Source organism: Paracandidimonas lactea (assembly GCF_021653995.1).
In the GTDB taxonomy this organism is placed as follows: Bacteria; Pseudomonadota; Gammaproteobacteria; order Burkholderiales; family Burkholderiaceae_B; genus Allopusillimonas; species Allopusillimonas lactea.
The window spans coordinates 61,328-75,258 of record NZ_JAJJOZ010000007.1 but is presented as its reverse complement, the minus strand read 5'-3'; the positions used below and the strand labels follow the sequence as shown (position 1 = coordinate 75,258).

The window sequence follows — 13,931 nt, the reverse complement described above, 5'->3', positions numbered from 1 at the left end:
CCTCCCCCTGTGCCGCGCCTTTTTCCCATTTTGCGCCCGCCCCGCCCTCGCGCGCGGGCAAGGAAAGCAACACCGAAGCGGGCCTGTCACCGTCCGTGCCGCTTGGCCGTACACTAGATGTTATGCAGAACGATCAATTGTCCTCATCCTCCTCGAGGCCGGTCATCGAACTGGCCGGGTCGATCTCGTTTCGTTCGGGCGATCAGAACTGGGGCAGCCAGCGACGCATGGCCCTGCTGGCAGCTATCGGCCAAGAAGGCTCTATCAGCGCTGCCGCCCGAAAGGTAGGGTTGAGCTACAAGGCAGCCTGGGACGCCGTCGACACCATGAACAACCTGGCCGGCGAACCCCTGGTGCTGCGCACCACGGGCGGGCGCCACGGCGGCGGCGCCACGCTCAGCGAGCGCGGCGTTAAGCTGCTGACGCTGTTCGAGCGCCTGGAACGGCAACATCGGGAGTTCATGGCTCAACTGGCGCGCAACGGCAATCTGCCCGGCGCCGGCGATACCAACCTTGCATTGATCCAAAATATGATGATCCAGACTTCGGCACGCAATTGCCTGGCCGGCACAATCACGCGCGTGACACATGGCGCCGTCAACGATGAAATTATCCTTCACGCCGCAGAGGGGCTGGACATCATCGCCAACATTACCAGCGAAAGTACGCACAGCCTCGGTCTGGCGCCAGGAAAGCGCGCGCTGGCCTTCATCAAGGCATCCTCCATCATCGTCGGCCAGCCCGGTGAGGGCATGCGGCTGTCGGCACGCAACCAACTGGCGGGACATATCCGCGAAATCACGCCGGGCTCCATCAACGCCGACCTGAGGATCGAACTGCCCTCGGGCCATATGCTGGGCGCCACGCTGACCCTGGACAGCCTGAATGACATGGCGCTTAAAGCGGGCGACCCTGTACTGGCCATTTTCAAGGCCTCCAGCGTGATGATAGGCGTAACCGAATAATGCGCCGGCGGCCCCTGGCCGCTGATTGGCTGCCTGATTTACCCCGGCACCCATTGTGCCGGTCGGCGCAGATTCATGTGCATATGCCGCGCACACGCAGGATCCACGCACACTACCTATCCACCATTGGCGGCGGCATGCAAAACAGGCGGGTTTGCCGCCGCATCGTGCGCACCGACCAGGTCGGCGGGCGCGCAATTACCCGCAATGCGGCCTTCGTGAAGATTGAAGACTTGATCTGCCAGCGCCATCGCATCCTGCGGATCGTGCGTGATGAGAATGGTGGGGATGTCCAACTGTGCCTGTAGATCCGCCAACTCACGCCGCATTTTTACACGCAGCCCCACATCCAGGGCGGCCAACGGCTCGTCCAGCAGCAGTACACGCGGCCCCACGGCCAGCGCCCGCGCCAGCGCAACACGCTGGCGCTGCCCGCCCGACAGCTCGGCCGGGTAGCTGCCCAGCACCGGCGCCAGCTCGAACGCCCGCACCCAACGTATAGCCTGTTCGGGCAGCGTGGCACGCCGGCGTGGGTTGAACAATCCGCGGCTCAACCCGAAGGCAATGTTCTGAGCCACAGTCAGGTGCGGGAACAGCCCGTAGTCTTGCTGCAGGTAACCCAAGCGGCGCGCCTGCGGAGGCAGAAAGACACCGCTGACATCGTCATAGAGGATGACGCCATTGACCACGATGCGCCCGCGCTCGGGCCGCATCAACCCAGCCAGGGCGCGGATCGTGAGCGACTTGCCCGCGCCCGAAGGGCCATAGAGCGCGATCCGGCGGGCGCCCGAACGCAGCGACACATCCAATGTAAACGACCGGTTGCCAGCCTGCATGCGGCGGTAGATGTCTATTTCGATCATCGCAGTACCCCTGGCACACCGCGCATGCGGGCGCGGTGCGGCACCAGCACGCTGGCCAGCAGCAGCACCGCAATGCAGGTGCCCGCCGTCACCAGCACCAGCGTGTTTGCCAGCGCATCATCACCGGCCTGCACGGCCTCGTAGATGGCAATGGACAGCGTCTGTGTGCGCCCCGGGATACTGCCGGCCACCATGAGCGTGGCGCCGAATTCACCCAAGGCACGCGCGAACGCCAGCAGCACACCGGCGACAATGCCGCGCATAGCCAGCGGCAGCGATACCCTGAAGAAAATCGCCCAGTTGCCCAGGCCGAGCACACGGGCGCCGCTCTCGAGCGTGTGGTCCACGTCTTCGAAGGCGGCGCGCGCCGCCTTGAGCACCATGGGGAAGGCGACGATGGTGGCGGCGATCACCGCGCCCTGCCAGGTGAACACCAATTCGATGCCCGCGCCGCTCAGCCATTGGCCTAGCCAGCCACGCCGGCCCAGCAGGACCAGCAGGTAGTAGCCCATGACAGTGGGCGGCAGCACCAGCGGCAGGGTCAGAATGGAATCGATCAGATCGCCCCAGCGCGACTGCCAGCGCGACAAGCCATACGCGATCGCAATGCCCAGCACAGCCGCCAGCAGCGTCGCCCAGCCAGCAACCTTCAACGACAGAAGCAGTGGAACAGCCAGACCAGACATTATTTGGTTAATAGAGAAGTTTGAGGGGCCCGGCCATATTCGCACGGATTACATCATGCGATTGCCCGGACAGTTCAGGCCTGAAGCATACCTGGCCAGGCGGCCCGCCGCATACGCGACAGCGTGCCCGCATACCGAATACCCCACCGTACGGCAACCGCCCAGCCATGCTTGTTAGGGCTTGGAAAAGCCGTATTTTGCAAGAATTTCATGGCCCTGCGGCGATTGCACATAGTCTAGGTAATCGGCGGCCAGCGGATTGCGTCCTTCGCGCCTGACCAGGGCAATGGGGTATAGCACAGGGACGGGTGAGGTGAGCTTTTGCACCACCTTGACTGCGTCGCGTCGCACGGCCGCGTCGGTCGCAAACACAAAACCGGCGTCCACCTCGCCGCGTGCCACGTAATCGAGCACCTGCCGTACGTTCTGGCCCAGCACCTGGACCTTTTCCACCGCCGGCCAATTGCCGTCTTTCTCGAGCGCCGCCTTGGCATACCGGCCCACCGGCACTGATGCCGGATTGCCCAACGCCACGCGGGTGACGCCCGCCCGCGACAGATCTGCCACCGACTGGATGCTTCTGGGGTTGTCGGCGGGTACGATCAGCACGACTTCGTTGCGCACGAAGTCGCGCCGCGTGGCGGTGTCAATCGAACCTTGCTGTTCTGCCTTGTCCATCGCAGTGGCATCGGCCGACGCAAAGACATCAACGGGCGCGCCTTCGATCACCTGGGCAGCAAGCTTGCCCGACGCGGAAAAGCTGTTCAGTACCTTGACGCCTCGATGCGCACGTTCGAATTGCTGCCCGATCTCTGTGAAGGCATTCGTGAGGCTGGACGCAGCCGCCACCACCAGATCCTGCGCGCTGGCGGTCGCCTGCGCCGCCATCATGGCAGCCAATAACAACAGGCCTTGTTTTATTTTCATGCGTTTTCCTCTGATTTTTCACGCGCAGGCCATATAAACAAGCCCTGCCGCCGCGATTTCAGCGGCAGTTGAATCACAATTATCCAGATGTGTTTCGTAATATATATAGGTATATACCGATCGTCAAACAACGCCCTCCACCGAAGGGGCGGCGAAGACAAGAGAAGTGGCCTTGGCCTTGGCCTTGGTTTTGGTCTTTGGCGTGGAAGCCTTGCCCGGTCTGCAACCATTTGCCGCTGACGCCGAGCCCCGGGAAATGGATGCGCTAAGATGGCGTGGTTCAACCAAACACCGCGCCGCCGCACCGTGCCTTTTACTCCGCCCGCCTCCATCGACACTTTTCTGGATGCCGCCTGGCTGGAAGATGGCTTGGCCGCCAATACGCTGGCTGCCTATAGGCGCGACCTGACCGCCTTTGCGCAATGGCTGCAGGCCAAGCTGGGCAAAGGGCTGGACCAAGCCGGTGCAGCGGACATACAAACATGGTTCGCGGCCCGCCATGCCGTCAGCAAAGCCACCACCGCCAATCGCCGCCTGGCCTCGCTGCGCCGCTACTACCTGTGGGCGCTGCGCCACGGGCACGTGCAGGAAGACCCCTGCTTGACCTTGCGCGCCGCCAAACAGCCTGCGCGCTTTCCGAAGACGCTGTCTGAAGCGCAAGTGGAGGCTCTGTTGGAAGCGCCCGACACGGACGACAATCTGGGCCTGCGCGATCGCGCCATGCTGGAGACGCTTTACGCCACCGGCTTGCGGGTGAGCGAACTGGTGGGCCTGGGTATGCTCGATGTGAGCCAAACTGAGGGTGTCGTACGCGTGCTGCAAGGCAAGGGGGGCAAAGACCGCTTGGTGCCGCTGGGCGAAGAGGCCCTGGACTGGATCAGCCGTTACCTGGCCTCATCGCGCCCAGCCCTGCTTGGCGCGCGCCGCAGCGACGCCCTGTTTGTCACCGCGCGCGCCGCGCCCATGACCCGGCAGTCGTTCTGGCTCATCGTCAAGAAATACGCAGCGCTCGCGGATATACACGTGCCGCTCTCGCCGCACGTGCTGCGCCATGCCTTCGCTACCCATCTGCTGAACCACGGCGCAGACCTGCGCGTGGTACAGATGCTGCTCGGCCACGCGGACATTTCCACGACACAGATCTATACCCACGTTGCGCGCGAGCGTCTGAAGGCGCTGCACGCCAAACACCACCCGCGGGCGTGACAGCGCCCGCCCCATGCCATGAGCAAAGACAAACACATATCTGAAACACCCGCCACTCAGTTGCTCAAAAAGCACAAGGTGCCATTCAGCGAACACCCCTACGAATACGTCGAGCACGGCGGCGCGCGCGAATCCGCTCGCCAGTTAGGCGTCGATCCACACCAGGTGGCCAAGACGCTGATTATGGAAGACGAAAACGGCAAACCGCTGGTCATCGTGATGCACGGCGACATGGAGGTATCCACCAAAAACCTTGCACGGCAGACCGGCGCCAAGAAAATCGCCCCCTGCTCCCCCGAAACGGCACAGCGCAATTCAGGCTACATGGTGGGCGGCACCTCACCGTTTGCCACGCGCAAGAAAATGCCGGTATGGATAGAAGCAGGCCTGCTCGACTATCCGGTTATCTACCTGAATGGCGGGCGGCGCGGCTTCCTGATCGCGCTCGCCCCCGATACGCTGGTGCGCCTATTGGGCGCCAAACCCGTCACCGTCGCGCTGGAGAAACACGCATCATGAAGATCGCCCCGGATCACTCCGCTTCCAACCATCCGGACGCCCATCTGGTCGAAACACTGATCGACAGCAAACAGCTGTTTGACGGAAATTTCCTTAAGGCGCGCCGCGATACGGTGCGCATGCCCGACGGCGGCACATCCAGCCGCGAGTACATCGTCCACCCCGGCGCGGTAGTCGTCATCCCGCTGCTGGACGACCGGCATGTTCTGCTGGAGCGCCAATACCGCTACCCGGTGGCCCGCGTGATGACGGAGTTTCCGGCCGGTAAGCTCGACCCGGGCGAAGACCCGCTAGTCTGTGCGCAACGCGAACTGCTCGAAGAAACCGGCTACACCGCTGCGGAATGGGCCAAAGCGGGTGCCATGCATCTGGCTATCGCCTATTCCACCGAGATCATCCATATTTATGTCGCGCGAGGCCTGACGGCTGGTACGCGCAAGCTTGATGAGGATGAGTTCCTGGACGTTTGCTCGCTGTCGGACGAGGCGCTGTACGCGGCGTGCCGCGATGGCGGCGTCACGGATGCCAAGACACTGACGTGCACGCTCTGGCTGCAGAACATACGCGCCGGTGCCTGGCCGCTGCGCTGGCTGCCGACTTAGCCTCTGCTCGCCAGCGTAGGGCGGGCGTTGAAGTAACCGCTGATAGCCGTCAGCAGCGCACTGGCCATCTCGTCCTGGTATTTGTGGCTGCGCAGCTTGCGCTCTTCTTCGGGATTGCTGATGAAGGCCGTTTCGACCAGGATGGACGGAATGTCGGGCGCCTTGAGCACCGCGAAACCGGCTCGTTCAACACCCCGCTTGTGCAGGGTATTGATCTTGGAGATCTCGTCCAGCACCCGGGAGCCGATGCGCACTGAATCATTGATCTGCGCCGTGGTGGACAGATCGAGCAGCACCTTGGCGACTTGCGCATCATGCGAGCCCAGATTTACGCCACCAACCAGATCGGCGTCGTTTTCGCGCTTGGCCATGATACGGGCCGCGGCGCTGGTAGCGCCGTTCTGCGACAGCGCAAACACTGAAGAGCCGCGCGCACTGGGTTTGATCCAGGCATCGGCATGGATGGAGATGAAGAGATCGGCCTTGACGCGACGCGCCTTCTGCACGCGCACATGCAAAGGCACAAAATAGTCGTTGTCGCGCGTGAGGTAGGCGCGCATATTGGGCTGGCTGTCGATCAGCTTTTTGAGCCTGCGCGCGATGCTGAGCACCACATCTTTTTCGCGTGTGCCGCCCCGGCCGACTGCGCCCGGATCTTCACCCCCATGACCCGGATCGAGCGCAACCAGCAACGGCCGCGAGCGCGAAGGCGCCCGGGTACCGGGCGGCTCGATGGGCGGCAAGGCCGGTGCTTGGGGCTTGGTGGCCATAGGCGGCAGTTGTTGGCCCGGCATCGATGGCACCGGCGCGGCGGATGGCGAATTGCGCGCAAGGTCTTCCAGCACATCGGCCAGGGGATCCTTGTCCGCATTGTTCAGGATGGCCAGCAAGGGATCTTGCGCCACCTTGGGGTACAGGTCGAGCACCAGACGGTACTTGTACTCGCCCACTGGCTTCAGGGTAAAAACCTGCGGCGCAACGGGCTGCTTGAGGTCCATCACCAGACGCACCACGCCTGGCCGATTCTGGCCCACACGCACCGACGCAATGTAAGGGTCGTTAGGCCGTATCTTGGACACCAATTCGTTGATGGCCGAACTCATGCTCAGCCCATCGATATCGACAACGAGCCGATCCGGACCATCGAGCACGAAATGCTCGGCCTTCAACTCGCTGTCCATCTCGAGCGTGACGCGCGTATATTCGTCAGCCGGCCACGTACGTACCGCCACGATGGTGGCGGCATGAGCGAGCGAGGGCACGACGGGGATGATCAGGAGCGATCCGGCGGCGGCCAGGACTCGGCGTCGGGAGACGTCTGCCGGGGTGCTTCGGGTGCTGCGGGGGCGAGTATCGTCAGCCATGTTTGTCCTTTCTTGCTATAGGCGGCCAGGTGTGCGTTACGCCCGTTTTCAGCGTAACTGAGCGCGATATCGAGATCCGGCGGTGGAAGCAGCCCCCCTGCCCGCTCAGGCCACTCGATCAAAACAACCGCATCATCGCGCAGGATTTCCCTGAATCCTGCGTCCACCCATTCGCGCGTATCGCTAAATCTATAAAAATCAAGGTGATAGAAGTATAAGTTAGAAAGATTATAGCTTTCAAGCAGCGCGTAGCTTGGACTTTTGATTCTTCCGGTGATTCCGGCGGCCCGCAGCAAGGCTCGGGCGAAGCTGGTTTTGCCGGCACCGAGGTCGCCGCGAAGGTGAATCCGCCCGCCCGGCGCCACGCCCGCAAGCGCAGGGTGAGTGCCGCAAAGCATAGGCGCCAGAGCCTGAGCAAGGGCTTCTGTTGCGGCTTCATCTGCCAAAAACATATTAATTTCGCCTAATGGCTTACCATCGTGTGGGCTCATGATTTTCACCGTAAGGCATTCATGGATTGGGCATGGCCATCAACCAGAGCGGTATCGTGACAATGGCCAGAACCGTGGACAAGGACATCGTCACCGCCACCAAGGGGCCATTTCCGCCCATACGGGCGGCCAACACATAGGCGGACGACGCTGTAGGCAAGGCGCCAAATAACAACAACATCTGTCGCTCCAGCACCGGCAGACCCAGGGCCCAGCCAATACCAACGGCCGCCAGGGGCATCAACAGCAGCCGTATCGCCACCACCGCCCCCATCAGTTTTTCGGCACCGCGGCCGCCATCAACCGCCAGTGTTGCCCCTACACAGAGCAGGCCAACGGCCAGCGCACAGGCCCCCAGGCGTGCAAGCGTAACGTCGAGCACCTGGGGCAGTGAGATATGCAAGAAGTTGCCTACGAGGGCAAGGACAGTGGCAATGATGAGCGGATTGCGCACGATTTCGCGCACCAGGCGCGCGCCCGGCTGCTGGCGGGCCAGGCCATGCACCGCCGCGACGTTCACCAACGGCACCGACAGCCCCACCAGCACAGCCATCACCGACTGCCCGCGTTCGCCGCCCAGTGCCAGCGCCAGCGACAGCCCAATATAGGTATTGAAACGATACGCGCATTGCGCCACCGAGCCGTAGTCGCGCGGCGTGGGCCGCAGCAGCAGCTTGGCCAGCCACAAGGCCACCAAGCCGACTACAAGCAGTGCCACCACGGCCTGAAGCAATTGCAAGGCAGAGGCGGGGCTGAGTGGCGTTTGTATAATCGAACGGAACAAAAGCGCCGGAAAAAGCACAAAATAAACAAGCTTTTCCGCATATTGAAAGAACTCGGCCGAATACCGCAGCCTGTTGTACAGCACCCAACCCAATGCAATCAAAAGGAAATCAGGCAAAACGAGCGGGATGACTGACATAGCGCAACATAGTGGTTCTGGCCGCCCATGGCTGACGCGTCGCCGCGCGAGCTTGTAAAATCTTGTAGCATCGGCCAAGTCGAAACCGGTAGTTTACTGGTATTCTGCGGCTGGCTGTAACGGCCGGCGGATCCCGGCCGTTATTGGAATAACCCACGGAGACCTATTAATGATCAAAGCCTATAAGACGTTCGCGGCCCTCACCCTGGCGGCCGGCGTATCTGCAATGTTCGGTGGCGCCGCAGCCGCGGCCGACGCATACCCCAGCCAACCGATCCGCGTCATTGTTCCGTTTGCCCCCGGCGGCTCCACCGATATCGTGGCCCGCATCGTCACGCAGCGCATGTCGCAAATTCTTGGCCAGACTATGGTCGTCGAAAACAAGGGCGGCGCAGGTGGCGCTATTGGCGCTTCCGAGGCCGCGCGCGCCAAGCCAGATGGCTACACGCTGTCGATCGCCACGGTATCGACCATGGCCGTCAATGCCGCCTGCCGTCCGAAAGACCTGCCCTACGATCCCCTGAAGGATTTCGCACCGATCACCAACTTCGCCAACGTACCCAACGTCATCGAGGTCAACCCCAAGTTCCCCGCCAAGAACTTCAAAGAATTCGTCAAGGCACTGAAAGACAACCCCGGCAAGTACACGCACGGTAGCTCGGGCACATGTTCCATCCTGCACCTGTTCGGCGAAGCCTTCAAACAGGCCACCGGCACTGACGCCATCCACGTCCCCTACAAAGGTTCGGGCCCGGCTGTCACCGATGCGGTTGGCGGCCAGATCGACAGCATGTTCGACAACCTGCCCTCTTCCATGGGTCAGATCCAGGCCGGCAATCTGCGCCCCCTGGCGATCGCATGGCCAGAGCGCCTGAAATCCTTGCCTAATGTGCCAACGCTGGCCGAGGAAGGCTATCCGCAGCTCAACCAACCTGCCTGGTACGGTCTGCTGGCGCCCGCTGGCACGCCAAAAGAAGTCATCACCAAGCTGCGCGACGCCGCCGTCGAAGCCCTGAAGGATCCCAAGGTCATCGAAGCACTCGAGAAGCAAGGCGCAGCGCCGTCCGGCAACACGCCCGAAGAGTTCGCCAAGGAAATCAAAGAGCAATACGATTGGGCGCATGAAGTCGTGAAGCAGCGCAACATCACGCTGAATTGATCGCTCAAGATTGATGCCAGGCGGCAGGCCCCGCGCAGTGACGGGGTCCAGCCACCCAGGCGTTCGGACATCCTCGTTATTGGGGATTCCGGCGCCCGCTTGCTTTATAATGCTTGGCCTTCGCGTCCCTGTAGTTAAATGGATATAACTTTCCCCTCCTAAGGGAAGATTGCAGGTTCGATTCCTGCCGGGGACGCCATCAGCATGCAACTAGACGCCCGCCAGCGTCTATTTTTTTTTGGAGCAAGAGGTGGCCACCGGGCGAGGTGCTGGGCGCGGGCGGCCGCATGGCCTGAGCATGTTCATGGCCGCGAGGTTTCCCGCTTGCCGCGCCCTTTGATCAGCTTCCAGAGAAAGCCGCCGGCGACCGGCACTGCCGCCGCGCTTACGCCAACCAGCACGATCGTATTCAGGTGCTCTTTAATGATGGGCACGTTGCCGAAAAAATAGCCCAGTGTCACCAGGCTGCCCACCCACAGCAGCGCGCCAATGACGTTGAATGCCTGGAAGCGCACGACATTCATCATGCCCACGCCCGCCACGAACGGTGCGAAAGTGCGGATGACAGGCAGAAAACGCGACAGGATAATGGTTTTGCCGCCATGCTTCTGATAGAACACATGCGTGCGCAGCAAGGCGCGCTTGTCCAGGAAACGGTGTTCGCCGGTAAACACCTTGGGGCCGATGTAGCGGCCGATATGGTAGTTGAGCGTATTACCCAGCACCCCCGCCGCAACCAGCAGGCTGATCAGGGTGGCGATGTCGAGCATATGGCTGGCACCAAAGGCCCCGGCAATAAATAGCAGCGAATCGCCCGGCAGGAACGGCAGCACAACCAGCCCTGTTTCGCAGAAAACAATCAGAAACAAAACAAGGTAAACCCAGTCTCCATACTGCGTGACCCACTGGCCCATATATTGGTCGATGTGGAGAATCATCGAGAATAGATCGAGCATAATTCCTCGGTAAATTGCGTGATGCATGGCGCCCCAGGGGCCGCGCTGTAGTGTATACCCTATCCGTGTTGACCACCCTGCTGCAACGTCGGCCAGAAACAATAAGAGGCTTCGTGTCGAAGGCCACGCTCCGCCCCTCGCGCCACTACACACCTCGCCGCCCGCCAGCGGCTAAAATTGCTCTATGAATGTACCGCTTTCACCGTCCGGCGCCCGGCGCCCGATTGCGCCGCTCCCCGACCTGCTCATCAGCCAGATCGCCGCCGGCGAAGTCATCGAGCGCCCCGCATCCGTACTCAAAGAGCTGATGGAAAACGCCATCGATGCCGGTGCGCGTGCGATTGAGGTGCGGCTCGATGGCGGCGGCATACGCCGTATCGCCATCAGCGACGACGGCTGCGGTATCCCGCGCGGCGAACTGGCGTTGGCGCTCACTCGCCACGCCACCAGCAAGATCACGTCCCTCTCCGAGCTGGAGTCCGTGGGCTCTATGGGTTTTCGTGGCGAAGCGCTGGCATCAGTGGCGTCTGTGGCACGCCTGACGCTCACCTCGCGCACGCAGGCGGACGCCCACGCCTGGCAAATCACCGCACCGCACGATGAGCCACAACCCGCGTCGGGCTCAGTGGGCACGACTGTGGACGTGCGCCAACTGTTCGACGACGTGCCGGCGCGGCGCAAGTTTCTGCGCGCCGAAGCCACCGAGTATGGCCATTGCGTCGATGCCTTCGAGCGCATTGCGCTGGCGCATCCGCATATTGCGTTTCGCCTCTTCCATAACGACAAGCCGCAGCGCAACTGGCGCGCCAGCGACGTAGCCCAGCGCGTACGCGATGTGCTGGGGCTGGAATTCGTCGAGCAATGCATTGCCGTGGGGCGCGAGCATGGCTTGATCGCCCTCGAAGGCGTGATCGGCCGCCCTACGTTGTCACGCAACCGCGCCGACCGCCAGTACCTATACGTGAACGGGCGCTTTGTCAAAGACCGCAGCGTGTCGCATGCAGTGCGGCAGGCCTATGCGGATGTGCTGCATGGCGACCGCCAGCCGGCGTATATCCTGTTTCTATCCGTGGATCCAGCCACGGTGGATGTCAATGTGCATCCAGCCAAGCACGAAGTACGCTTTCGGGACAGCGGCGCGGTGCACCGCTTTGTGAGCCAGACGCTGTCCCAGGCCTTGGCGGCGGCAGGCGGCCATGCAACCGGCGCGGCCAATGGGCTTGCCGCGGGTGTTGGCGGCATGAGCCACGGCGGGCTCGATGCCAGCCATCAGGCTGTGGATGCCACACCCGCCTATGCGCCCAGCGGCGCGCCATGGCAGCAGCCAGGGGCGCGGCAACCCAGCGGCCCCGGCTCGTCCGGCATGCTTTATCGCGGCCAGCAGCCCTTAGGGCTGCGCGGCAGCGAGGGGGTCGAGTGGCAAGCGTTGTACCGGCCGCTGGATGCCGCCGGTGAGCCCGGCAGCACAGGCACAGGCACAGGCACAGGCACAGGCAGCGCATCGTATCCAGAACACGCTGAAGCGGCCAGCACGCTGAGTGACAGCGCGACCAGCCAGCCGCGCACAGGCTACCCTGGGCATCCGGGCGTCTCACACGCCCCCGTCTACCCTGATGGCCCTGCCTACCCCGCTGACGCAGTCGCCCCCGGCTACAACGCGCGTTTCGCGGCGCCCCGCTCCGCGCCCACACCATTGGGCGCAGAGGGCGGCGACTACCCCTTGGGCATGGCCCTGGGGCAGTTGCACGGCATTTACATCCTGGCCCAGAACCGCCATGGCCTGGTGCTCGTGGATATGCATGCCGCGCACGAACGCGTCGTATACGAGCAACTCAAGCGCGCCATGGACGCCCGCGACCTGCCCCGCCAGGAACTGCTGGTGCCGGTGGTATTCCAGGCCAGCGAAAAAGATGTTGGCCTGGTCGAGGAATACCAGGGCACACTGACAGACCTCGGCCTTTCCATGCGGCCAGCGGGCCCCGCGTCTATTACCGTACGCGCGGTGCCTGCCCTGCTTGCCAGCGGCGACATCGAATCCTTGGCCCGTGGCGTGCTGCGCGACCTGGCTCAGGTAGGGGCATCACCCCGGCTGACAGAGCAGCGCAACGAACTGCTGTCCACCATGGCCTGCCACGGCTCCGTACGCGCCAACCGGCGCCTGAGCATCGACGAAATGAACGCCCTGCTGCGCAAGATGGAGCAGACCGAGCGCGCCGATCAATGCAACCACGGGCGGCCCACCTGGGTGCAGTGGCGTATCGGCGAGCTGGACAGGCTGTTCATGCGCGGCCAATGATGCAACCACCCGTCCCTTCTGTGCTGTGTCTGGCCGGCCCTACTGCGGCCGGCAAATCGGCGTCCACGCTGGCGCTGGCACAGCGCTGGCCGCTCGAGATCATTACGGTGGATTCAGCGACGATCTACCGTGGCATGGATATCGGCACTGCCAAGCCGTCCGCTGAAGAGCGGGCGCAGGTGCCGCAGCATCTGCTGGACATCCGCGACCCCGCGCAAAGCTACTCTGCCGCCGAATTCGTGGCTGACACCCAGGCGCTTATCCGCCAGATACGAGGCCGCGGAAATATCCCGCTACTGTGCGGCGGCACCATGCTCTACTACAAGGCATTGCGCGAAGGTTTGAATGACCTGCCGCCGGCGGATGCCACCATACGGGCGGAGATCGATCTGGAGGCCGCGCGGATAGGCTGGCCTGGCCTGCATCGCCAATTGGCCGGGTACGATCCTGAAACCGCCGCCCGGCTGTCGCCCAACGATAGCCAGCGGCTGCAGCGCGCAATCGAAATCTATCGCGCCAGCGGCAAGCCCATGTCAGCCTGGCTGAACGAGGCGCGCCCGCGCCCCGCCACGCAAGACCGATACGTAACACTGAGCCTGGAGCCTTCTGACCGGCTGGCCCTGCATGCGCGCATTGCGCAGCGTTACCACGCCATGATCGAACAAGGGCTGGTACAGGAAGTCGCCGCACTGCATGCGCGGCCCGACCTACACACCGGCCTGCCGTCGGTGCGCTGTGTTGGTTACCGGCAGTTGTGGGATTACCTGGACGGGGAAACAAGCCTGGAAGCCGCCGTGGAACGCGCCATTGCCGCCACGCGCCAACTGGCCAAGCGTCAACTGACCTGGCTGCGCAGCCAACCCGACAGAACCGTAGTGGACTGCCTGGCGGCCGATGCGGCCGCCCAGGTGATCGACGCTGCAGCCCCCTATCTGGAGTAGCCACGAAGCCCGCTGCGCGGGCCGTGACCCAGGC

Annotated in this window: 14 protein-coding genes and 1 tRNA gene; 8 read left to right on the top strand and 7 right to left on the bottom strand. The window is 62.8% G+C overall.

The window, feature by feature from the left end; translation table 11 throughout:
* Nucleotides 1-122: 122 nt before the first annotated feature.
* Nucleotides 123-965, top strand: coding sequence for a TOBE domain-containing protein (locus LOL23_RS13330; RefSeq protein WP_237173732.1), 843 nt, complete (start codon nucleotides 123-125; stop codon nucleotides 963-965).
* Nucleotides 966-1,081: 116 nt separating this feature from the next.
* Here LOL23_RS13330 and LOL23_RS13325 read toward each other — a convergent pair whose 3' ends face one another.
* The 3 genes from LOL23_RS13325 to modA form a co-directional block, all read right to left on the bottom strand.
* Nucleotides 1,082-1,828, bottom strand: coding sequence for an ATP-binding cassette domain-containing protein (locus tag LOL23_RS13325; protein WP_160978802.1), 747 nt, complete (start codon nucleotides 1,826-1,828; stop codon nucleotides 1,082-1,084).
* On the bottom strand, nucleotides 1,825-2,514 hold the full coding sequence (modB, locus tag LOL23_RS13320; protein WP_160978800.1) for a molybdate ABC transporter permease subunit: 690 nt from the start codon (nucleotides 2,512-2,514) through the stop codon (nucleotides 1,825-1,827). Before modB ends, LOL23_RS13325 begins: the two co-directional genes overlap by 4 nt.
* A gap of 174 nt (nucleotides 2,515-2,688) precedes the next feature.
* Nucleotides 2,689-3,441: a molybdate ABC transporter substrate-binding protein gene (gene modA, locus LOL23_RS13315; RefSeq protein ID WP_160978798.1), complete on the bottom strand. Its 753-nt coding sequence runs from the start codon at nucleotides 3,439-3,441 to the stop codon at nucleotides 2,689-2,691.
* Nucleotides 3,442-3,711: 270 nt separating this feature from the next.
* Here modA and xerD point away from each other — a divergent pair, with 270 nt between their 5' ends.
* Genes xerD through LOL23_RS13300 form a run of 3 tightly spaced genes read left to right on the top strand, consistent with a single transcriptional unit; the run spans nucleotide 3,712 to nucleotide 5,768 of the window.
* The gene (gene xerD, locus LOL23_RS13310; RefSeq protein WP_160978796.1) at nucleotides 3,712-4,647 is read left to right on the top strand and encodes a site-specific tyrosine recombinase XerD; all 936 of its coding nucleotides are present in this window, start codon (nucleotides 3,712-3,714) and stop codon (nucleotides 4,645-4,647) included.
* A gap of 18 nt (nucleotides 4,648-4,665) precedes the next feature.
* Nucleotides 4,666-5,166, top strand: coding sequence for a Cys-tRNA(Pro) deacylase (ybaK, locus tag LOL23_RS13305; protein WP_160978794.1), 501 nt, complete (start codon nucleotides 4,666-4,668; stop codon nucleotides 5,164-5,166).
* A complete protein-coding gene (locus LOL23_RS13300) occupies nucleotides 5,163-5,768 on the top strand; it encodes an NUDIX domain-containing protein (RefSeq protein WP_160978792.1) in 606 nt (201 codons plus the stop codon). Before ybaK ends, LOL23_RS13300 begins: the two co-directional genes overlap by 4 nt.
* Here LOL23_RS13300 and LOL23_RS13295 read toward each other — a convergent pair.
* Genes LOL23_RS13295 through LOL23_RS13285 form a run of 3 tightly spaced genes read right to left on the bottom strand, consistent with a single transcriptional unit; the run spans nucleotide 5,765 to nucleotide 8,545 of the window.
* A complete protein-coding gene (locus tag LOL23_RS13295) occupies nucleotides 5,765-7,132 on the bottom strand; it encodes an N-acetylmuramoyl-L-alanine amidase (RefSeq protein WP_237173731.1) in 1,368 nt (455 codons plus the stop codon). The genes LOL23_RS13300 and LOL23_RS13295 overlap by 4 nt on opposite strands.
* Nucleotides 7,042-7,623 (bottom strand): tRNA (adenosine(37)-N6)-threonylcarbamoyltransferase complex ATPase subunit type 1 TsaE, encoded by a 582-nt coding sequence (gene tsaE / locus LOL23_RS13290; protein ID WP_237173730.1) that lies wholly within the window; start codon nucleotides 7,621-7,623, stop codon nucleotides 7,042-7,044. Before tsaE ends, LOL23_RS13295 begins: the two co-directional genes overlap by 91 nt.
* A 19-nt stretch (nucleotides 7,624-7,642) precedes the next feature.
* Nucleotides 7,643-8,545, bottom strand: a complete 903-nt coding sequence (locus tag LOL23_RS13285; RefSeq protein ID WP_160978786.1) for an AEC family transporter — start codon at nucleotides 8,543-8,545, stop codon at nucleotides 7,643-7,645.
* Between the two features lie 169 nt (nucleotides 8,546-8,714).
* On the opposite strand from LOL23_RS13285, the gene LOL23_RS13280 reads away from it, so the two are divergent.
* Both LOL23_RS13280 and LOL23_RS13275 read left to right on the top strand, forming a co-directional pair.
* Complete coding sequence (locus LOL23_RS13280) at nucleotides 8,715-9,704, top strand: tripartite tricarboxylate transporter substrate binding protein BugE (RefSeq protein ID WP_160978784.1); 990 nt, start codon at nucleotides 8,715-8,717, stop codon at nucleotides 9,702-9,704.
* A gap of 124 nt (nucleotides 9,705-9,828) precedes the next feature.
* Nucleotides 9,829-9,903 (top strand) — tRNA-Arg (locus LOL23_RS13275).
* Between the two features lie 103 nt (nucleotides 9,904-10,006).
* Here LOL23_RS13275 and LOL23_RS13270 read toward each other — a convergent pair.
* The gene (locus LOL23_RS13270; protein ID WP_160978782.1) at nucleotides 10,007-10,660 is read right to left on the bottom strand and encodes a VTT domain-containing protein; all 654 of its coding nucleotides are present in this window, start codon (nucleotides 10,658-10,660) and stop codon (nucleotides 10,007-10,009) included.
* Nucleotides 10,661-10,844: 184 nt separating this feature from the next.
* Between LOL23_RS13270 and mutL the strand changes: the two genes are divergently transcribed.
* Both mutL and miaA read left to right on the top strand, forming a co-directional pair.
* The gene (gene mutL / locus LOL23_RS13265; RefSeq protein WP_160978780.1) at nucleotides 10,845-12,956 is read left to right on the top strand and encodes a DNA mismatch repair endonuclease MutL; all 2,112 of its coding nucleotides are present in this window, start codon (nucleotides 10,845-10,847) and stop codon (nucleotides 12,954-12,956) included.
* Entirely contained in the window at nucleotides 12,956-13,897 is a 942-nt protein-coding gene (gene miaA / locus LOL23_RS13260) for a tRNA (adenosine(37)-N6)-dimethylallyltransferase MiaA (protein WP_160979312.1), read from the top strand. The genes mutL and miaA overlap by 1 nt, the downstream gene beginning before the upstream one ends.
* Nucleotides 13,898-13,931: the final 34 nt, after the last annotated feature.